At 65.3% G+C, this 20,944-nt stretch carries 18 protein-coding genes; 12 read left to right on the forward strand and 6 right to left on the reverse strand.

The features are described 5' to 3' along the window. Positions 1-93: 93 nt before the first annotated feature. Positions 94-1,104: a zinc-dependent alcohol dehydrogenase family protein gene (locus VF716_RS02745; protein WP_014597272.1), complete on the reverse strand. Its 1,011-nt coding sequence runs from the start codon at positions 1,102-1,104 to the stop codon at positions 94-96. Between the two features lie 223 nt (positions 1,105-1,327). Between VF716_RS02745 and VF716_RS02750 the strand changes: the two genes are divergently transcribed. Beyond that, a complete protein-coding gene (locus tag VF716_RS02750) occupies positions 1,328-2,848 on the forward strand; it encodes a phosphate ABC transporter substrate-binding protein (protein ID WP_125865436.1) in 1,521 nt (506 codons plus the stop codon). A 6-nt stretch (positions 2,849-2,854) separates the two neighbouring features. On the opposite strand, the gene VF716_RS02755 is transcribed toward VF716_RS02750, so the two are convergent. Next, positions 2,855-4,786: a sigma-54-dependent Fis family transcriptional regulator gene (locus tag VF716_RS02755; protein WP_125865437.1), complete on the reverse strand. Its 1,932-nt coding sequence runs from the start codon at positions 4,784-4,786 to the stop codon at positions 2,855-2,857. Positions 4,787-5,186: 400 nt separating this feature from the next. Here VF716_RS02755 and VF716_RS02760 point away from each other — a divergent pair, with 400 nt between their 5' ends. From VF716_RS02760 to VF716_RS02805, 10 genes are all read left to right on the forward strand, one after another. Beyond that, entirely contained in the window at positions 5,187-5,690 is a 504-nt protein-coding gene (locus tag VF716_RS02760) for a gluconate 2-dehydrogenase subunit 3 family protein (protein ID WP_048329608.1), read from the forward strand. A 49-nt stretch (positions 5,691-5,739) separates the two neighbouring features. After that, the gene (locus VF716_RS02765) at positions 5,740-7,317 is read left to right on the forward strand and encodes a GMC family oxidoreductase (RefSeq protein ID WP_125865438.1); all 1,578 of its coding nucleotides are present in this window, start codon (positions 5,740-5,742) and stop codon (positions 7,315-7,317) included. 23 nt (positions 7,318-7,340) lie between these two features. After that, a complete protein-coding gene (locus VF716_RS02770) occupies positions 7,341-8,330 on the forward strand; it encodes a thiamine pyrophosphate-dependent dehydrogenase E1 component subunit alpha (RefSeq protein ID WP_014597277.1) in 990 nt (329 codons plus the stop codon). A 47-nt stretch (positions 8,331-8,377) separates the two neighbouring features. Beyond that, the gene (locus tag VF716_RS02775) at positions 8,378-9,448 is read left to right on the forward strand and encodes a 2,3-butanediol dehydrogenase (RefSeq protein WP_037000037.1); all 1,071 of its coding nucleotides are present in this window, start codon (positions 8,378-8,380) and stop codon (positions 9,446-9,448) included. A gap of 13 nt (positions 9,449-9,461) precedes the next feature. Beyond that, positions 9,462-10,484, forward strand: a complete 1,023-nt coding sequence (locus VF716_RS02780; protein WP_014597279.1) for an alpha-ketoacid dehydrogenase subunit beta — start codon at positions 9,462-9,464, stop codon at positions 10,482-10,484. 4 nt (positions 10,485-10,488) lie between these two features. After that, the gene (locus VF716_RS02785) at positions 10,489-10,728 is read left to right on the forward strand and encodes a lipoyl domain-containing protein (RefSeq protein WP_013983492.1); all 240 of its coding nucleotides are present in this window, start codon (positions 10,489-10,491) and stop codon (positions 10,726-10,728) included. A gap of 2 nt (positions 10,729-10,730) precedes the next feature. After that, positions 10,731-11,435 (forward strand): 2-oxo acid dehydrogenase subunit E2, encoded by a 705-nt coding sequence (locus VF716_RS02790; RefSeq protein WP_440551652.1) that lies wholly within the window; start codon positions 10,731-10,733, stop codon positions 11,433-11,435. Beyond that, positions 11,432-12,199, forward strand: coding sequence for a lipoate--protein ligase family protein (locus tag VF716_RS02795; RefSeq protein WP_440551655.1), 768 nt, complete (start codon positions 11,432-11,434; stop codon positions 12,197-12,199). Before VF716_RS02790 ends, VF716_RS02795 begins: the two co-directional genes overlap by 4 nt. A 384-nt stretch (positions 12,200-12,583) precedes the next feature. After that, complete coding sequence (locus tag VF716_RS02800) at positions 12,584-14,716, forward strand: PQQ-dependent dehydrogenase, methanol/ethanol family (RefSeq protein ID WP_440551657.1); 2,133 nt, start codon at positions 12,584-12,586, stop codon at positions 14,714-14,716. A gap of 164 nt (positions 14,717-14,880) precedes the next feature. Continuing rightward, the gene (locus tag VF716_RS02805; RefSeq protein ID WP_108242118.1) at positions 14,881-16,149 is read left to right on the forward strand and encodes a carbohydrate porin; all 1,269 of its coding nucleotides are present in this window, start codon (positions 14,881-14,883) and stop codon (positions 16,147-16,149) included. Between the two features lie 186 nt (positions 16,150-16,335). Here the strand turns inward: VF716_RS02805 and VF716_RS02810 are convergent, their stop codons facing one another. Together VF716_RS02810 and VF716_RS02815 are read right to left on the reverse strand one after the other, a co-directional pair. Further along, complete coding sequence (locus tag VF716_RS02810) at positions 16,336-17,661, reverse strand: NTP/NDP exchange transporter (RefSeq protein WP_197860996.1); 1,326 nt, start codon at positions 17,659-17,661, stop codon at positions 16,336-16,338. 62 nt (positions 17,662-17,723) lie between these two features. Beyond that, positions 17,724-18,770, reverse strand: coding sequence for an SDR family oxidoreductase (locus tag VF716_RS02815; protein WP_197860995.1), 1,047 nt, complete (start codon positions 18,768-18,770; stop codon positions 17,724-17,726). Positions 18,771-18,922: 152 nt separating this feature from the next. On the opposite strand from VF716_RS02815, the gene VF716_RS02820 reads away from it, so the two are divergent. Continuing rightward, positions 18,923-19,828: a LysR family transcriptional regulator gene (locus VF716_RS02820; protein WP_013983500.1), complete on the forward strand. Its 906-nt coding sequence runs from the start codon at positions 18,923-18,925 to the stop codon at positions 19,826-19,828. Between the two features lie 10 nt (positions 19,829-19,838). On the opposite strand, the gene VF716_RS02825 is transcribed toward VF716_RS02820, so the two are convergent. Both VF716_RS02825 and VF716_RS02830 read right to left on the reverse strand, forming a co-directional pair. Continuing rightward, positions 19,839-20,426, reverse strand: a complete 588-nt coding sequence (locus VF716_RS02825) for a glutathione S-transferase family protein (RefSeq protein ID WP_108242121.1) — start codon at positions 20,424-20,426, stop codon at positions 19,839-19,841. Continuing rightward, complete coding sequence (locus VF716_RS02830; protein ID WP_017244012.1) at positions 20,423-20,851, reverse strand: VOC family protein; 429 nt, start codon at positions 20,849-20,851, stop codon at positions 20,423-20,425. The genes VF716_RS02825 and VF716_RS02830 overlap by 4 nt, the downstream gene beginning before the upstream one ends. Positions 20,852-20,944: the final 93 nt, after the last annotated feature.

Here is a 20,944-nt window from a genome sequence, read left to right on the forward strand (position 1 = left end):
TCGCGCCGCCCCGACATCGCTCGGAGCGGGCACTTATCCAACATAGACGACCGCGATGCCGCCGTACCGCTTGGCCGCCGCACGGCAGCGGCGTCAGAACTCCAGGCAGATCTTGCCGAAGTGCTGGTTGCTCTCCTGGTAACGGAACGCCTCGACGATCTCGTCCAGCGCAAACCGCTTGTCGATCACCGGGCGGATGCCATTGGCATCGATGGCACGGATCATTTCCTGCTGCTGCGTGCGGCTGCCCACCAGCACGCCCTGCAAGCGCAACTGACGCACCAGTGCCGGCACCAGCTGCAGCTCGCCGGCGATGCCGGTAAGAATGCCGATCACCGAGATATGCCCGCCGATGCGCGCCGCAACCATCGACTGCGCCAGCGTCGCCGGCCCGCCGACCTCGATCACATGGTCGACGCCGCGGCCATCGGTCAGCTCGCGCACCGTCTCGCCCCAGGCGGGTGTCGTTCGGTAGTTGATCAGGTGGTCGGCGCCCATCTCCCGCAGGCGCTCCAGCTTGGCGTCGCTGGACGAGGTGGCGATGACCGTGGCGCCGGCCATCTTGGCGAACTGCAGGGCGAAGATCGACACGCCGCCGGTACCCTGGATCAACACGCTGTCGCCGGGCTTGAGCTTGCCGTCGGCCATCAGCGCACGCCAGGCAGTGAGGCCGGCGGTGGTCAGGGTCGACGCCTCGGCATGACTGTAGCCCTTGGGCGCATGGGTGAACGAGGTGGCGCGGGCGGTGACCATTTCGCGGGCATAGCCATCGACACCGTCGCCCGGCACCGTGGCGAAGCCTTCCACCAGCGGCTCGCCGGCCAGCCAGTCGGGGAAGAAGGTGCTGACTACCGCGTCGCCAACGGCAAATTCAGTCACGCCGGAACCCACCGCCACCACTTCACCGGCGCCATCGGCCATGGGAATGCGCGGCTCGCTGGGCCCCCACATGCCGCTCACCACCGCGAAGTCGTGGTAGTTCAGCGAGTTGGCGCGCAGCCGCACGGTGATCTCGCCGGCCTCGGGCCGGGCGGCCTCGCTGGTGCCGACGATGACCCGCTCATAACCGCCGCCGGGCTGTACGAATATGGCTTTGTGGCTCATGAACACTTCTCCGCTACGGGTTGACCTGCCAGGGCAGCGGCCAGCATCGGCATCGTTCGAGTCATCGAAGCCGCCCCGGGAATGGCGGACAGCATAGCCAATCCTGCATCGGCATGACCGCCACGAACTTACCTCGATTGCCATCGTCGAAAGCGCGTCCACCCTGCTACGGCTCGTCCGACGCAGCCTCAGCAGACGATCCAGTGCCGCCCCGGAACCGCCCATGCCCGAGCTCCAACGCCTCCGCCATTCCACAGCCCTGCGCCTGGCCATTGCCGCGGCGCTGATGAGCATCACTGCACCCTGCTTCGCCGAAGTCACCGAGAGCCAGCTCGCCGAGCGAGATGCCGAGAACAAGCGGGTGACCGCCGAGCTCATGGCCAAGCCCAACGAGCTGACCCAGCCGCTGCAGAGCAAGTACAACCACATCATCACCTACGGGCAATCGCTGGCCTCCGCCGCCGAGGGCTGGCCGGCGCTGTCCGTCGCGCCACGCTACGACAACCTGATGCTCGGCCAGTCACCACGCTCGGCAGCCTTCAGCGGCGCGTCGTTCAAGCCGGTGGGCGAAGCAGCCTTCACGCCGCTGCGTGCCGTGGTGCAGCAGAAGAGCAACGCGGCCGTGGTGCTCGATGCAGAGAAGGTCGGCAAGCTCGCGCCGCAGGCGCAGGAAGAAGGCGAATCGGTGGAAGTCGGCGCGCTGAACATGGCACGTCGGCTCTATCTACATCACCTCGGCCGCGACACCGATCCGGAGCACCTGTTCGTCGCCAGCAACGCCTCGACCTCGGGTCGCTCCATTGCCCAGCTTTCGAAAACCGGTGGCACCAACGAATACCTGCGCGTGACCCAGGCCGTCGATCAGGCCAAGGCGCTGGCCGACGCGCAACAGGCCAGTTACAGCATCAGCGCATTCTTCTGGCTGCAGGGCGAGTACGACTATTCCCATACCAATGGCGGCAAGAACGATCAGGCGTACTACAAGGCCAAGCTGCGCCAGCTGCGCGACGACCTCTATGCCGACACCGCCAAGGCCATCGCCGGGCAGGAAAAGATGCCGGCCTTCTTCAGCTACCAGACCGACGCCAAATCCTCGGTCAAGGACGGTTCGCTCGCGGTCGGCATGGCGCAATGGGAACTGGCTCAGGAAGAGCCCGGCTGGTACCTGGTCGGGCCGGTCTACCCCTACACCGACAAGGGCGTGCACCTGTCGGCCAACGGTTACCGCTGGTTCGGCCAGATGCTCGGCAAGGTCTATCACCACGTCGTCATCGAGCGTAAGGAATGGGTGCCCCTGTCGCCCCGCCAGGCCACACTGGACGGCCGCGACGTACTGATCGACTTCCACGTGCCGCACCCGCCGCTGGCGTTCGACCAGCCTTACATCGGCCACGAGGCCCGGGACGTGAAGAACAAGGGCTTCATGCTGCAGGACGACCAGGGCGAGGTGCCCATCGCTGCCGTGGAGATCGTCGCCGATACCATCGTCCGCCTGCGCGCCGATCGCGAACTCAGCGGCCAGCCACGCGTCAGCTATGCCGGCTACCAGGTGGGCGGCGCCGGCCAGCTACGCGACAGCGACCCGATGCGTGCCGATGCGACCTACGAATACCTCAAGGACCTGATGCCCGCCGAAGCGAACATCAGGGCCCTGGTGCACCAGCCCTACCCGTTGCAGAACTGGAGCATCGCCTTCGATATCGAGGTGGCGGGCCAACCGGGTACCGAGCCCGCGGCGCGCTGATTCACGTCAGATCGGCGCCTCGATCCCCAGCAGGCGCATGCGGCGGTACATCGTCGGCCGTGACACGCCGAGTTCGCGCGCCGCGGCACTGACGTTCCAGCGATGGCGACGCAGCGTCTCGCGCAAGGCCGCGGCCGACTCGGGTTCCGGCTCCGACTCGGCTTGCCGGCTGCGGGCGAGAATGCGCGGCAGGCATTCATCCGGCAGATCCTGCACGGTGATCTCGTCCCCCTCGCAGGTCGCCAGCGCGTACTGCAGCACATTGCGCAGCTCGCGAATGTTGCCCGGCCAGGGATAGGCCAGCAGCGCGCTGATCGCATCACCACGCAGGTGCGGGTTGCCCGGTCGCCCCTCGGCCAACTCGGCGAAGACGCGGTCGATCAGGAACGCCTTGTCCGCCCGCTCACGTAACGGCGGCAGCTTCAGCGACGCACCATTCAGCCGGTAGAACAGGTCCTCGCGAAACGCCCCGCTCTCCACCATCTGCCGCAGGTCACGGTGGCTGGCCGCAATCACGCGGATGTCCACCTTCACCGGCCGCTCGGCGCCCAGTGGCGTCACCTCCTGTTCGGCCAGTACGCGCAGCAGGCGCGTCTGCAGGTGCAGCGGCATGTCACCGATCTCGTCGAGGAACAAGGTGCCGCCGTCGGCCTGCTGGATCAGGCCGCGCATGCCCTTGCTGCGCGCCCCGGTGAAGGTACCCGGGGCGTAGCCGAACAGTTCGCTCTCGATCAGCGATTCGGGCATCGCTCCGCAGTTGATGGCCACGAACGGCTTGCTGCGTCGGCTGCCACTTTCATGCAGCGCCTTGGCCAGACGTTCCTTGCCGGTGCCGGTCTCGCCGTTGAGCAGTACGTTCAGCGGTTCGCTGCACAGACGCCGCGCGCGGGCGAGCATCTTGCGCATGACCGGGTCATCGTCGGCCAGCGCATCCAGCGGCGATTGCCCGGCCGGCGAGCTGCGCTCCGTCGCTGCCGGCGCGCGGCGGCGCGGTTCCATCAGCGCCGCGAAGAACAGCTGATGGCGATGGGTGCGGAAAGCGCGTACCTGATCGTGGCTGGCGTAGGGAATGCTCAGCACGTCCGCCAGTTCGCAGTCGAACAGCTGATCGACATGCACCTGGTTCGAGGTACCGAACGGGCCGGACAGTGCCAGCCCATGTTCGGCCAGCAGTCCGCGCGCGGCCGTGTTGCCAGCCAGCAGCTCGCCCTGGTCGCCCAGCGCCAGCAGGTAGCGTCGGTTGATCAGGACGAACTCCCGCGAGCCGTCGAAACAGAGGATCGGCCGGTCGCGATACAGGCGCAGGAAGTAGGCGTCCTCGATCATCCGCGCGTACTGCTTGACCAGCTGCAGGGCGAAGGTCTGCGAATCCTTGGACGGCGGCGAATGCAGCGCCGAGATGTCCAGCACCGCCAGCAGTTGCCCCTGGGGGTTGAACATCGGCACCGCCGTGCAGGTGAGGTTGGTATGCCAGACGCTGAAGTGATCGTGCTGATGACACGCCAGCGCCTGCTGTTCCTTGATGCAGGTGCCGACCGCGCAGGTGCCGGCGTGGTCCTCGCCCCAGTCCGAGCCCAGATACAGGCCGGTCTTGCGATGCGCCTTCTCGTCCGCCGGATCGCCGAGAAACTGCACGGCGATGCCGCGGTTGTCGGTCAGCAGAATCACGTAGCCCAGCTCGGCCACCTGCCGGTAGAGCTGCTCCACGCCCGCACGGGCCACGTTGATCAGCTCGTCTGCCTGGTCCTGGTGCTCGCGCAGAACCTGCCGGGGCACGAAGCGCGCCTCGGACGGACGTGCCGGGTCCAGACCGTAGTCGTGCACACAGCGGCGCCAGGAGCGCGCAATGATCGGATCGCGGTCAGCGGAAAGATGCGGCGCGTTGGCCAGCGTCAGCACCGCGTCGATGTGGCTCACGGGACCGGAGAGCAGGTTCATGCATCCTCCTCGAAGCGCTCGCAGCGGATGGCAACGGGCGCCTCAGCGAAACGCTTTATTGTTATGAAGTGTACTGAAGGATAAACGATTGAACCGTCAGGACCAGCCTGAACTTTGGAAGCATGCCTGCTTGGGCGTTTCAAATATTAGCCGCACGTTGTAAAGCGCTTTACAACGCTTTACAGGTGTAAAGCGCAACTTGCGTTACACCACCGTTACGGCCATCCAATTCAAACAAGATAAATCCTTTAATTTCAGACAGATAGGTATATAAATATTCATACATGAAAGTTGGCATGACCCCTGCTGATCACCCTGTGCGGAACAAACTCTTCGCATAACAAGATCGCCAGCCGCCTGCTCCCCTCAGCGCTGTTGGTAATAATCAGGAGCTACTGTCATGCACGATTCAGCTCGTCCGCACGGCACGCTAAACCGTCGACGTTTTCTTTCTCTGTCCAGCCAGTCGCTGCTGGCGTTGAGCCTGAGCCAGTTGATCCCGGTGAACCTGCTCGCCGAAGAGCGGCAGGCGGAACTGCCTGACGGCCTGCTGCGCATGGGTCGCGACATCTTCCCCCACGATTTCATCAGCGATCGCCACTACGTACAGCCCCTGCTCGACCTGGCGGAACAGGAGCCGGCGCTGATCGGCGGCGGGCTCGACGAGCTGCAGCGGCAGGCACGCAAGGCCCACGGCAAGCGCTTCGAACAGCTGGACGAAGCCGAACGCGTGGCGCTGCTCAGCGACATCGAGAACACCCCGTTCTTCAAGGCGGTGCGCAGCAGCCTGATGTTCGGCCTGTACGACAACAAGACGCTATTCCCGCTGTTCGGCTACGAGGGCTCGTCGTGGGAATACGGCGGCTACGTCAACCGCGGCTTCGACGATCTCAACTGGCTCTGAGCCAGGGCGCCTCGCGGCGCCGACAACAAGAACAAGAGAGGGATTCCCCATGGCAACTTTTGCCCAGGACGACGATGGCGTCGTGGTGATCATCGGCTCCGGCGCTGGCGGCGGCACGCTGGCCAACGCGCTGGCCAAACAGAAGATTCGCAGCGTGGTGCTCGAGGCGGGCAAGCGGCACACGCTGGAGGACATCGAGAACGACGAGTGGGCGATGTTCAAGAAAATCTCCTGGCTCGACAAGCGCATCGCCGCCGGCGACTGGCACCTGGCCGAGAACAACCCCAACCTGCCGGCCTGGATCGTCAAGGGCGTCGGCGGCAGCACCGTGCACTGGGCCGGCATCGCCCTGCGCTTCCGTGATTTCGAATTCAGGATGCGGAGCATCAACGGCGACATCGCCGGGGCCAACCTGCTGGACTGGCCGGTGACCCTGGAAGAGATGGCGCCCTGGTACGAGAAGGCCGAGAAGCACATGGGCGTGACCGGCCCCAGCACCGGCATGGCCTATCACCCCTGGCACAACTCCTTCAAGGTGCTGGCCACCGGCGCCAAGCGCGTCGGCTACAAGGAGATTCTCTCCGGGCCGATGGCCATCAACACCGAGCCCTACGACGACCGCGCCGCCTGCCAGCAGATCGGCTTCTGCATGCAGGGCTGCAAGATGGGCGCGAAGTGGTCGACGCTCTACACCGACATTCCCCGCGCCGAAGCCAGTGGCTATTGCGAGGTGCGGCCGCAGTCGATGGTGCTGCGCATCGAACACGACGCCAAGGGCAAGGTGAACGGCGTGGTCTACGCCGACGCCCAGGGCACCATCCAGCGGCAGAAGGCCCGGGTGGTCTGCGTGGCCGGCAACTCCATCGAGTCGCCGCGCCTGTTGCTCAACTCCGCTTCCTCGATGTTCCCCGACGGGCTGGCCAACTCCTCCGGCCAGGTCGGCAGGAACTACATGACCCACACCACCGCCGGCATCTTCGCGGTGATGCCCAAGCCGGTGAACATGCACCGCGGCACCACCTGCGCCGGGGTCATCTCCGACGAGTCGTACAACGATCCGTCGCGCGGTTTCGTCGGCGGTTACCGCCTGGAAATCCTTGCCCTCGGCCTGCCGTTCCTGTCCGCCTTCCTCGACCCGACGCCCAAGGGCTGGGGCCGCCAGTTCGCCTCGCGGATGGAAAAGTACAACCACATGTCCGGCGTCTGGCTGTGCGGCGAAGACCTGCCGCTGGAAAGCAACCGCATCACCCTGCACGCCAACGAGAAGGACCAGTACGGCCTGCCGATTCCGGTGGTGACCAAGAGCGATCACCCCATGGATGCCGCCATGCGCAAGCACGGCGTCGCCGCCACCGCCAAGTGTTACGAGGCCGCCGGCGCCACCGACGTGATCGAGCTGCCGCCCTACCCGGCCAGCCACAACATGGGCACCAACCGCATGAGCGCCAAGGCCCGTGACGGCGTGGTGAACAAGTGGGGCCAGAGCCACGACATCCCCAACCTGTTCGTTTCCGACGGCAGCCAGTTCACCACCAGCGGCGGCCAGAACCCCACCCTCACCATCGTCGCGCTGGCCCTGCGCCAGGCCGAGCAGATCGGCCGGCTGCTCAACGAACGCGCGATCTGACCACCACTACAAGGGAGTCGACCATGACCCAGCCCAACAACTCGCAGCGCCTGTGGATGTACGAGCAGATGCTGACCAGCCGCTACATGGAGGAATCCATCGAGCGCATCTACATGGAAGGCAAGACGCCAGTGTTCAACATGGCCAAAGGGCCGATTCCCGGCGAGATGCACCTCTCCAACGGCCAGGAGCCCTGCGCGGTAGGCGTCTGTGCGCACCTCGAGGCCGGTGACATCGTCACCGCCACCCACCGCCCGCACCACATCGCCGTGGCCAAGGGCGTCGACCTCAACGAGATGATGGCCGAGATCTTCGGCAAGGCGACCGGGCTTTCCGGCGGGCGCGGCGGCCATATGCACCTGTTCGATGGCCGGGTGAATTTCTCCTGCTCGGGGATCATCGCCGAAGGCATGGGTCCGGCCGTCGGCGCCGCATTGTCGCGGCAGATGCAGGGCAAGCCCGGCGTGGCCGTGTCCTTCATCGGCGAGGGTGCGGCCAACCAGGGCGCCTTTCACGAAACGCTGAACCTCGCCGCGCTGTGGAAGCTGCCGGTGGTGTTCGTCATCGAGGACAACGCCTGGGGCATCTCGGTGGCCAAGGCCAGCGCCACCTGCATCAAGCAGCACCACGTGCGCGCCGCGGCCTACGGAATGCCCGGTGTGTTCGTCGAGAACAACGACCCGGACGGCGTGTTCCGCGCGGCCGGCGAAGCCATCGAGCGCGCCCGTACCGGTGGCGGCCCGACCCTCATCGAGATCGAGACCTACCGCCTGGCCGGCCACTTCATGGGCGACGGCGAAACCTACCGCCCCGAGGGCGAGAAGGACGGCCTGATGAAAAAGGACCCCATTCCCGGCTACCGCCAGCGCCTGATCGACGAAGGCGTGATGAGCGAGGCCCAGGCCCACGACATCGAAGCCCGCGCCCGTGGCCGCATCGATGAAGCGGTGCAGTTCGCCCGCGAAAGCCCCTATCCACGCCCCGAAGAGGCGCTCGAGCACGTGTTCGTGTGAACCGATCCGAACAACACGAGGAACACCTGATGAACAGCCAAGCCACCATGACCGCCGCCGTCTGGCACGGTCGCAAGGACATCCGCCTGGAACAGGTGCCGCTGCCCGGCGCGCCACAACCGGGCTGGGTACAGATCCGCGTGCACTGGTGCGGCATCTGCGGCTCCGACCTGCACGAGTACCTCGCCGGCCCGGTGTTCATCCCGGTGGATGCGCCCCACCCGCTTACCGGCATCAGGGGTCAGTGCATCCTCGGCCACGAGTTCTGCGGCGAGATCGTCGCCACCGGTGACGGCGTCGAGGGTTACGCACCGGGCGACAAGGTCGCCGCCGATGCCTGCCAGCACTGCGGCCAGTGCCGTTTCTGCAAGACAGGCCAGTACAACCTCTGCGAGCAGCTCGCCTTCACGGGCCTGATGAACAACGGCGCTTTCGCCGAGTTCGTCAACGTACCCGCCGAGCTGCTCTACCGCCTGCCCGAAGGCTTTCCGCTGGAGGCCGGCGCGCTGATCGAACCACTGGCCGTCGGCATGCACGCGGTGAAGAAGGCCGGCAGCCTGCTCGGCGAGACGGTTGTGGTGGTCGGTGCCGGCACCATCGGCCTGTGCACCATCATGTGCGCCAAGGCTGCTGGCGCCGGCCAGGTGATCGCCCTGGAGATGTCCGCGGCGCGCAAGGCCAAGGCGCTGGAAGTCGGCGCCACGCGGGTCATCGACCCCAGCGAGTGCGACGCCATCGCCGAGATCAAGGCGCTCACCGGCGGCTACGGCGCCGACACCTCCTTCGAGTGCATCGGCCACAAGGCCACCGCCAAGCTCGCCCTCGACGTGATCCGCAAGGCCGGTCGCTGCGTGATGGTGGGCATCTTCGAGGAGCCCTCGGAATTCAACTTCTTCGAGATCGTCGCCACCGAGAAACAGGTGATCGGCTCGCTCGCCTATGCAGGGGAGTTCGCCGACGTCATCGCCCTGATCGCCGACGGGCGCATGGACGTGACCCCGCTGATAACCGGCCGCATCGGCCTGGACAACATCCTCGAGCAGGGCTTCGAGGAGCTGGCCAATCACAAGGACCGCAACGTCAAGATCATCGTCAGCCCCAGCGCGCTGGCCGGCTGAGCAGGAGACCACCATGACCACAGCAGTAAAGGAAAGAAAACTCACCGTCGCCCGCGCCATGGCCGAAGCCGTGGCGCAGGAGATGCGCCTGGACCCGAAGGTGTTCGTGATGGGCGAGGACATCGGCCAGCTCGGCGGTGTGTTCGGCAACACCCGTGGCCTTTATGAAGAGTTCGGCAAGGCGCGCATCCGCGACACGCCGATCTCCGAAACGGCCTTCATCGGTGCCGCGGTGGGCGCCGCTTCGGACGGCATGCGGCCTATCGTCGAGCTGATGTTCGTCGACTTCTTCGGCGTCTGCATGGACGCCATCTACAACCTGATGGCCAAGAACACCTACTTCTCCGGCGGCAAGGTGCCGGTGCCCATGGTGCTGATGGCCTCCACCGGCGCCGGCTACTCGGACGCCGCCCAGCACTCGCAGTGCCTCTACGGCACCTTCGCCCACCTGCCGGGCATGAAGGTGGTGGTGCCGAGCAATGCCTACGACGCCAAGGGCCTGATGACCGCGGCCATCCGCGACGACAACCCGGTGGTCTACCTCTTCCACAAGGCGCTGCAGGGCATGGGCTGGCTGGGCACCGAGAAAGGCGCCACCGTGCCGGTACCGGACGAGCCCTACATCGTCGAGATCGGTAAGGCGAAGACGGTGCGCGAGGGCCGAGACGTCAGCCTGGTCAGCCTCGGCGCCGGGGTGCATCACGCCCTGCGCGCCGCCACGCTGCTGGAAAAGGATGGCGTCAGTGCGGAGGTCATCGACCTGCGCAGTCTGGTGCCGCTGGACCGCGAACACGTCATCGCCTCGGTGCGCAAGACCGGCCGACTGATCGTGATCGACGAGGACTACCACAGCTTCGGCGTCAGCGGCGAAATCATCGCCAGCGTCGTCGAGCACGACATCGGCATGCTCAAGGCACGCCCGCAACGGGTGGCCTTCCCCGACATCCCCATCCCCTTCACCCCGGTCATGGAGCAATGGGCGCTGCCCAATGCGGACAAGATCGTAGCCGCCTATCACGCCCTGAACAAGGAATGACCCCATGAGTAACCCAACCCCCATCGTGATCGCAGACGACCTCTGGGAAGGTGACGCCGAAGCGGTGATCACCTCCTGGCTGGTGAGCGACGGCGCCGAAGTCGCCGCCGGTGACCTGGTCGCCGAGATCATGTCGGAAAAGGCCCAGTTCGAGATCGAAGCGCCGGTGGCCGGCGTGCTGAAGATCCTCGAAGACGAAGACGCGGTGATCGCCAAGGGCGCAGTCATCGCCCAGGTGGAATAGCCATGACGCAACTGGAAAACCTGTCCGGCGCCCCGGCCCCCGAGCGGGTGCCACTCAAGGGCATGCGCAAGATGATCGCGGCGAAGATGCTCGAGAGCCTGCAGACCACCGCCCAGCTGACCCACCACGCCGAATGCCGGCTGGATGCGTTCAAGGCCCGCCGCGCCGAACTCAAGGCGGCCGGCAGCGCGGTGTCGGCGCAGGACCTCGTGCTGCTCAAGGTGATCGAAACGCTCAAGGCGCATCCTGGCCTGAACGCCACCCTGGCCGACGAGGTGATCCACCACCATGCGGCGGTGCATCTCGGCCTGGCCATCCCCCTGCCCGGCGACCTGCTGGTGGCACCGGCGCTGTTCAATGCCGAACAGCTGGACGGCGAAGAGCTGTGCCAGGCGCGCAAGACGCTGGTGGACAAGGCTTTGGCCGGCAAGCTGTCGGTCAAGGAGCTGACCGGCGCTACTTTCACCGTGTCCAACCTGGGGTTGTCGCGGGTGCACCACTTCACTCCGGTGCTCAACCCGCCGCAGGTGGCCATCCTCGGCATCGGCGGCGTGCAACGTCGGCTGGAACTGAGCGCGAGCGGTGCGCTGGTGGAGGCCGAATGGCTGGGCCTGTCGCTGACCTTCGACCATCGCGCCGTGAACGGCGCGCCGGCAGCGGACTTCCTCGACGACCTGTGCCGGCGCATCGAGGAGGGTGCGGCATGAACGGCATCGCCCGCTTCAGTGTAGCGGCCGGCCTGAATGCCGAACGTGCCCTGCTGCAGCGCGTCTGCGATGGCCTGTTCGACTGCCAGCTGCTGCTCTGGCGCCCGACCGGCCAGGCGCTGGTGATGCCCGGCAGCTTCGAGCGCCGCCCCGGTTTCGCCCTGGCCAGCCAACGCTGCGCGGCGCAGGGCTGGCCGATCCTGCTGCGAGACACCGGTGGCGAGCCAGTGCCGCAGTCGCCTGCCGTGCTCAATATCGCCCTCGCCTGCGCGCTGCCCATCGAAGACGAGGCCGGCAAGCGCATCGTCATTGCCTACGAGCGACTGCTCGATCCGCTGGCGCTGTGGCTCGCCGAGCATGGTTTGCGGGCCGGAGTCGGCGCGGTTCCGGGTGCCTTCTGCGACGGCCGCTACAACCTCACGCTGGAAGGCCGCAAGCTGGCCGGCACAGCGCAACGCTGGCGGCGCAGCCGTGATGGCCGCCCGGCGGTGCTCGCCCATGCGGCGGTGCTGATGGACGACTGGCGCGAACCGATGGCCGACATCGTCAACCGCTTCTATCACGCCTGCGCCAGCGACCTGCGCTGCGCGGCCGACAGTCATCTGGCGCTCGGTGAGCGACTGCCAGGCGCCTGGAGCGAAGCCGAGTCGCTGTCCGACCGCTATCAACGTGTGCTGGCCTGGCAAGGCCTGGAACTCGGCGCCCGCCCCTTGCCCAGCCCGGCCACAGGCACGGTCGCCGGTCCACCCTCCCCCGTGCTTTGAACAACACCACGGCCACCAACCGGTCCGGCCATGCATCGGAGGAAACCCCATGAGCTATTCCACCCCCGACCCGCCCGGCCAGCGCGGGTATCCAACACTTCGCCCTGCCCAGTCCAGGCGAAGCGGTGATCGTCTTCCGAGGAGCCTCACCCAGCAGGGCACAACAGCCCCAACACTGGCAACCAGCGCAATGAAGCCGGCCAGAAGTTATAGAAGTTTGAATAAAGATTTCGAAAAGCCGTGATAGGTGCATGTTGTTTCGCGCCATTACGGGGGCTCATACCGGAATCGACTTAATAACAAAAGAAATGCCAGAAGAGCTTTATCCGTAAATGCTCGTTGTACCCACGCACGCCTGAAACCCTAAACAAGGAAATAATAAAAATGAAATTAAAACAGTCAAACCTAAGGGTTCACCTGATGATGGCCGCCTCGCTTTTTGCGATCACGCCGCTGCATGCATCAGACAGAATCATCACAGACAAGGAATTGTCCGATGAATCAAACACTGCTGACTGGCTGGCTTACGGGCGCACACACTCCGAACAACGGTTCAGCCCGCTCAAGGACATCAACGTAGATAATGTCAGCCAACTCAAACCTGAATGGTATGCGCCGCTACCTGACCGCTCAGATATGGTCGGAACGCCCTTGGTGGTCGATGGCGTCATGTACTATGTGGGCGAAATGAACAGAACGCGTGCGTTCGATGCACGCACGGGGAAAAAGCTTTGGGAATACGATCCGCAAGTTTCCAAAGAAATCCTCGACAACAATATGAAGAAGGTCTTCTGGAAGCATAACCGGGGACTTTCAACCTACGGCGACAAATTGTTCATTGCCACCTGGGACGGCCGTCTGATTGCAATCAACAGAACGGACGGCAAGGAAGTCTGGCAGACTCGTACATTCGATCACGACCAGCCGCTGAATATCACCGGCCATCCCAAGGCCTTCGACGGCAAGGTATTCGTCGGCAATGGCGGAACCGAACTTGGTCCGATGCGTGGGTATGTAACTGCCTACGATGCCGAAACCGGCAAACAGGTCTGGCGTTTCTATATCGTTCCCGGCAATCCTGCCGATGGATTCGAGGATGCCGCTCAGGAGATGGCGGCCAAGACCTGGAGTGGCCGCTGGTGGGAGAACGGCGGCGGCGGTAATGCCTGGCACGGCTGGACGTACGACGCCAAGTACAACCAGCTCATCTTTGGTACAGGTAACGGCGGCCCCTGGAACATCAAGGTGCGTAGCCCGGAGGGTGGCGACAACCTGTTCCTGTGTTCTGTCGTGGCGGTCGATGCGGATACGGGCGAATACAAGTGGCATGTCCAGACTGCCCCGGGTGACACCTGGGACTACAACTCGAACATGGACATCGTGCTGGCCGATCTGAAAATAGACGGCAAGGATGTTGACGCCGTATTGCACGCCCCCAAAAACGGCTTCTTCTATACGATCGACCGTTCGAACGGCAAGGTACTGTCCGCGGAGAAATTCGCCGATGCCAACTGGTCAACCAGGTACGACCTGAAAGAGCAGCGCCATATCGTTGCCGACGACGCCAGGTATCCCGACGGCGAGAAGAATATCTATCCATCGGCATTCGGTGCGCACTCATGGCACGCGATGTCCTATAACCCCGAGCTGAATCTTGCCTTTATCCCTACCAACCATCTAGGCAACACCTTCAAGGACGACGGTAAAAATACGAAGCCTGGCCATAAGATGGCGAGCCACAAACTCTACCTGGGGCTGACCGGTTGGGAATTGACCAAGGACCCGCACGAGTCACGGGGCTCGTTGCAGGCCTGGGACCCGGTCAAGAACAAGCGCGTGTGGCAGGTAAATCAGAAGAGTCCTTGGGGCGGCGGTACCTTGACCACGGCCGGCAACCTGGTTTTCCAGGGCGAGCCCGATGGCCTGTTCAAAGCTTATGACGCACGCACCGGTGAAGAACTCTGGTCCTATGACGTCGGCCTCGGTATCTCCGCGCCACCGATCACTTACAAGTTGGATGGCAAGCAGATGGTGTCCCTGCTGGTGGGCCCTGGTGGTGCATTGGCCTCCAACTTCGGCGGCTCCGGCGAACTGGGTTTTGAAAGCCATGGCTGGAAGTATGGTGCGCATGAGCGCCGCATCATGACCTTCTCGCTTGACGGAAAAGCGGTCGTTCCAGAACAGCCTGCGCCGCAACTCGCCAAGCCGATCATCGATGAGAAGTTTGAAGTCGATGCCGAAAAGGCCGAGACGGGCGCGGGTGTCTATGCGGAAAACCTCTGCGTTGGTTGCCACGGCGCCGGGGCTGTTGCGGGCATGAAGGCACCCGATCTGCGGGAGTCGCCGATCTTGCTCACAGGCAGCGAAAAAGCGTTTGAGAGCGTGGTGCGCGGTGGAGCATTGCTCGTCAATGGCATGCCCAAGTTCCCGGATCTGACCGATGCAGAGCTGGAAAGCATTCGCCATTTCGTGCGCAGACAAGCACACGACGGGGTGAAATCGGGCGGCGGCCATTAGGCCGGCAACCTTTGATCGCCAACCAGACAGTTGAACCGGTAACGCCTGAATAGCCAGGCGTTACCACTGAGCAGAAACGCACGCGAATACCGTGAATGCCCACTCCCATGGCGGCTAACGGTATTCGCGGCACCCGCACCGTTACATCCCAAAGGATCAGAACAATGACAACAAGCCTGCGCTGCGGCAGCGGCCTTCTCGTCGCCTGCCTGCTCACTTCTGCCCAAGCGGCCGAGTACTCACCCGACCAGTTTCTCTTCGGCGACTGGAACGGCGCCCGCACCCGTCTGCACGAGGCCGGGGTCGACCTGCAAATCACCTACGTCAACGAACTGGCCCGCAACACCCAGGGCGGCGGCGACCATACCGGCACTTACGCCGACCAGCTGATGTTCGATGCGGCGCTGGACCTGGACAAATTGCTCGGCTGGTCCGGCGCTGGTCTGCACTTCACGCTGACCAACCGCAACGGCGAGAACCTCAACGCCGAAGCGGACCTCGGCGTGCTCCTGCAACCGCAGGAAATCTACGGCTACGGCAGCGCGACCCGGCTGGTGCAGCTCTACTACCAGCAGGCGCTGCTGGACGACCGCCTGCTGGTCAAGCTCGGCCGCCTGCCCATGAGCGGAGATATCTACCCCTTCGCCTGCCCGTTCCAGAACCTCGGTTTCTGCGGCACGGTGCCCGGCTACATCACATCGAACTGGTATACCTGGCCGATCAGCCAGTGGGGCGCCACCGCGCGCTATCAGCTGAACGAAGCCTGGTCACTGCAGACCGCGATCTATCAGATCAATCCGCGCTTCACCGAACGCAGCCAGCGCCTGAACTTCGGCAGCCCGTCGGGCACCACCGGTTACCACGCGGTCGCCGAGCTGGGCTGGACGCCGACCCTTGCCGGCCAGCCCGGCGCCTATCGGCTGGGCCTGTGGCGCAATACCGGCGACTTCGAGGACCTGTACCGCGACAGCTCCGGCCTGCCCCTGTCGCTTTCCGGCGCATCAGCCGCCGAGCACGACCACGCCACGGGCGGCTACCTGATGGCCGAGCAGCAGGTCTGGCAGAGCGCCGCGGTGCCGGCGCGACGGTTGAAGCTGTTCGCCAACTTCATCCAGTCCGACCCGGACGTGACCTATATCGAGCGGGTCTGGCAGGTTGGCGGCATGCTCTCCGCGCCATTCGCCTCGCGCCCGAACGACGAGCTTGGCCTGGGCCTCGGGCGCCTGGAAATCAACGACGATGCCCGCCGTCGCCTGCGCGAACAGGGCGACCCGGTGCCCGACGTGGAATACCCGGCCGAGCTGTATTACCGCGTGGCGCTGACACCCGCCCTCTCGCTGACGCCGAACATCCAGTACTTCCACCGACCAGGCGGCTTCGACGATGACAAGGACGTGGTGGTCGTCGGACTGAAGACGGTGGTCAGCTTCTGACCGGCGCATGAAGCGCGGCGACCGCGCGAAAAGCCGGTCGCCGCTTCGGTAAAAGCAGCGGATACCGTGGTTGGGACTTCAGCCTCAGCGCAGGCTCACCAAGCTGTGACTCTTGGCGAACCAAAGCGCCGCACTGCAAGTGCTGACACCTGCCAAACCTCGAACCCGCCACCGCTAGCGTTCCGCTCAGACCCCCCCCTCACCCGCCACAGCTGTGCCCACCCGCACCTCCGTTCGCCTGTCGGCCTGCTTGCCGAGCTGCCAGCCGAGATAGCCCCAGAGCAGTGCGCAGATCGCGCCGGCCACGGCAACCAGGCCGGCGCCCTGCCCGAACATGTCCAGTGCCGTCTTCCCCCAACCGCTGACGGCATCGCCGGCGCGGTAGACGACAGTGTCGATGACGTTCTTCGCCTTGTACTTGCTCTCGGCATCCAGCGGCGCGAAGAGCATTTCGCGGCCGGGCCGGACGAACGCGTACTCGCCGATGCGGCGCACGATCATCAGCGCCGCGAGCACGGCGAAGCTGGGCATCAGCGCGAGGCCGACAAAGCCGACGCCGACCAGCAGCGGCACGATGGCCAGCAGCACGCGCACGCCGAGTTTCTGCGCCAGGCGCCCGGTGATGAAGAGTTGCGACAACAGCGCGCCCGCCTGGACGACCACGTCGATGATGCCGAACACGCGAACCTGGGCGGCGCGGTCGGGGAACAGCTCGGCCACCAGGCGTGCCTGCTCGAAGTAGAGAAAGGTGGTCACGGTAGCCAGCAGCACCACGAAACTGGCGATGCCGAGCAGGTAGGGCGACTGCATCACCCGGGTCAGGCCGCTAAAGGGGTTGCCGGGCACCGGCCGACGCGTACTCTCCGCCGGAGCCGCGCCGGGGCGCCCCGCTCCGCCGATCTCGCGCCAGCGCATCAGCGAGAACTTGAGCGCCAGCGCAGCGCCCAGCAACAAGGCGGCCAGCAGCATCAGCCCCGACTCGCCCAGGCTGCCGACCAACAACGCGCTGAGCGCCGGCCCGACCAGCCCACCGACGCTCGCGCCGGCAGCGATGAAGGCGAACAGCCGCTTGGCCTGGGCGCTGTCGAACACATCCGCCATCAGGCTCCAGGCCACGGACACGACGAACAGGTTGTAGACCGAGATCCACACGTAGAACACCCGCGCCAGCCAGGCGCTGTCACCCTGCAGCAGAAACAGCACGGAGAAGCCCAGCAGGTTCAGGCAGAAAAAGCCGTACACCCAATCGACGAAATGCAGGCGCGGTACATGGGAACTGAGCCAGGCGAACAGGGGCACGGCTGCCAGCATGACGAAGAAGGTCGCGGTGAACAGCCATTGCAGGTTTTCCACGCCGGCGGCGATGCCCATCGACTCGCGGATCGGGCGCAGCATGAAATAGCCGGCGAACAGACAGAAAAACAGCAGGAAACCACTCAGCGCCGGGCGCAGCTCATGCGCTTCGGCATTGATCGCGGCACTCAGGCGATGCACAACGGATGGCGTGCTCATGGACGCGCTCCTGAAGAATGAAGTGAGAACAGGGCGCGAGCGCAAGGCCGGCGCCCGAGGATTCAGGGGTAGCGCACGCCGGTTAGGCGTTCCGACAGCTGCCACAGCCGCGTGGCGTCCGCCTGGTTCGCGGCGCCGTCTGGAACTCTGGCAAAGCCCAGCGGCCCGCGTTTTTCTTCCTCGCCGGTCGGCCCGTAGTAGGCACCGCCGATGGCGTCAACCGCAGTGGCGGCATACAGCGTCGGCAGCGCGCCCTGGGCGGCGGAGTGGTAGTTGTCGCGGTCCTTGGCCCAGTTGGCGGCGAACTCACTGTCCAGCCCGGGGCCGCGCTCGACCAGCTCGGTGACGGCCACTCCGGGGTGCACGGCGATGCTGCGGATGCCCCAGCCGGATGCGTCACTGTGGCGTTGCAGCTCCATGGCCCACATCAGCACCGCGAGCTTGGACTGCGCATAGGTGGCGTAGGGGTTGTAGCGCTGCTCGGCCTGCAGGTCCGCGAAGTCCAGCTGGCCACGCCCGGCCGCGATACTGGAGAGGCTGACCACCCGGGCATCGTCGCTTTCCAGCAGCAGTGGCATGAGCAGCGCTGTCAGGGCGAACGGGCCGAGGTAGTTGGTCGCCAGCTGCAGCTCGTGACCGTCGGCCGAGGTGCCGCGCTCAGGCGGCGCCATGATCGCGGCATTGTTGATCAGCACGTCGAGACGCGGCAGGCGCTGCTGCAGGCGCTCGGCCAGACTGCGCACCGAGGCCAGGCTGGCCAGGTCGACCGCCTCGAACTGCACGCGGGCATCCGGCACCTGCTCACGTATCCGCTCGATCGCCTCCTGCCCGCGCTCGGCATTGCGCGCAGCGATGATCACCTCGGCGCCGGCGCGCGACAGCGCCAGCGCATCTTCGTAGCCCATGCCACTGGTGCCGCCGGTGACCAGCACGATGCGGCCAGCCTGCTCCGGCATGTCCGCCGGGCTCCAGTCCGGCTTCGGTGCGGTACGGTTGGCGGCCTCGGCCGTCAGTGCGCCAGCCACTGCCACCCCGGCGATCAGCGTTCTAGCCAGTTTCAGCAGATGGCGGGCGAGGTCGCCCGGCTCGGTTGTGGTTCTGTGCGTCATGATCCTGTCCTCGTCGTCGTTGCAAACAGGCCGACCTGCGATGGAGGTGGCCGACGCGAGGATTATCAGCGTACGGAAATCAGGTGATAATCCGGGAAAACTTGGACAGGCTGTACGAACATCCGTACAACCGAATGGCTTGCGGAGTTCCCATGCGCCAACCCAACCTGAGTGACGTCGCGCTGTTCGCTGCCGTGGTCGAGGCCGGTGGCTTTCGTGCTGCCGCGCAGACCCGAGGCATGTCGGCCTCGTCGCTGAGCGACTGCGTGCGCCGGCTGGAGGGCGACCTCGGCCTGCGCCTGCTCAACCGCACCACCCGCAGCGTCACCCCGACCACCGCCGGTGAACGCCTGCTCGAGCGCCTGCGCCCGGCGCTGGAAGAGATCCACGCCGCGTTCAACGACCTCGACGACGAATCCCAGCGCCCGGTCGGCACCCTCAAGCTGAACGTGCCGGTCCCGGTGGCGCGCTTCGTGCTGCCGGACCTGCTGAGCCGCTTCCTCAAGCTTTATCCGGCGGTGAACGTCGAGGTGGTGATGGAGAACACCTTCATCGACGTCATCGCGGCGGGCTACGACGCCGGTGTGCGTTACGAAGAAAGCCTGGCCAAGGACATGATCGCCATCCCCATCGGCCCGCGCCGGCAACGCTTCGTGGCCGCCGCCGCACCGGCCTACCTCGCCGCCCACGGCACACCACGCCACCCCAGCGAGCTGACCGGGCATCAGCTGCTCGGCCATCGCTTCGAGAGCGGCAAGCTGGGCGTATTCGAGTTCGAGAAGGACGGCCGGACCTTGCGTGTACCGCCGCAAGGCCAGCTGGCCACCTCCTCACATGATTTGAAGACCAGCGCGGCGATCAACGGGCTCGGGATCATCTACACCTTCGAGGACTTCATCCGCGAGCCGCTGGCCGATGGGCGCCTGACGCCCATCCTCGAGGACTGGTGGCAGTCCTTCGACGGCCCCTTCCTCTACTACCACGGCCGCCGCCACATGCCCTCGCCGCTCAGAGCCTTCGTCGACTTCCTGAAGGCCGAGGGGCAAGAGCCAGCCTGAGGGCAGCCGGTCAGGGCCGCGGCAGGTAGCCCGGCAGGCTTTCCAGCCGGGTCATCCAGCGCGCCACGTTGCCATACGGGCCGAGGTCGACGCTGCCCTCCGGCGCCAGCACCACGTAAGGGTAGACCGCGCAATCGGCGATGGTAGGTCGCCCCATCGCCAGCCAGTCGTTCGTTTCCAGATGCGCATCGAGCAGCGCGAGCACCGCCGGCGCCTTGGCCAGCGCCGCTTCCTTGTCCAGCGGGTAGCCGAACTTTTCCACCAGCCGCGCGGCGCACAGGCTGTGCTGCACCTCGTTGGCGGCGAAGGACAGCCACTGCACGATCTCGGCCTGCCCGCGGGCATGGTCCGGCCACCAGGCCAGGCCGCCGTAGGTACCGGCGAGATAGACCAGGATCGCCTGGGAATCGCGAACCACATGGCCGTCGTCCTCGAGCACCGGCACCTGCCGCAGCGGGTTCATCTCGGACAGTGGCGGCTTCTTGTGCGCGCCACCGGCGAGGTCCACCGGCACCCGCTCCAGTTCAATGTCGGCCAGCGCCGCGAACAGGCGCACCTTGTAGCAGTTGCCGGAAGCTTCCAGGTCGTACAGTTTCATTGCGCATCTCCTTCGACGAGCTGATTGAATTCGAGAACGTTGCCGTCCGGGTCCCGGATGAACAGCGCGATCCGCCGCGGGCCGATGTGATGCGGCCCCTCGGTGATGACGATGCCCTCTTCGCCCAGCCAGCGCTGCAGCGCCTGAAGGTCATCGACGATAAAGGCCGGATGTGTCATGCCGGGCCGCTTGACCGGCGCATCCAGCAGTACGTTGTGCGCGTCGCGGGTACGCGCGCCGTTGAAGATCAGATTGATGCGCACGCCGTCCGGGCTGAGCATCTCGTTGGCCTCGAACAGCGGGAAGCTGGCGCTCTCGACGAAGCCCAGCGCCTGGTAGAAGGCCATGGCGCGGCGGCGGTCGCTGACACGGATGCCGATGTGGTCATAGGCGAGGATACGAGCGGGGCTGGATGGTGGGTTCATGTGCGAAACTCCGGAAGTCGTCGGTCCGGGACAGTGTCCGCCGCCCTGCGCATCCCAGCTATGCCGCGGACCTGACAACACCCCTGCAGCAAT

This window comes from Stutzerimonas sp. Brlt_14, assembly GCF_051948915.1.
GTDB classification, from domain to species: domain Bacteria; phylum Pseudomonadota; class Gammaproteobacteria; order Pseudomonadales; family Pseudomonadaceae; genus Stutzerimonas; species Stutzerimonas stutzeri.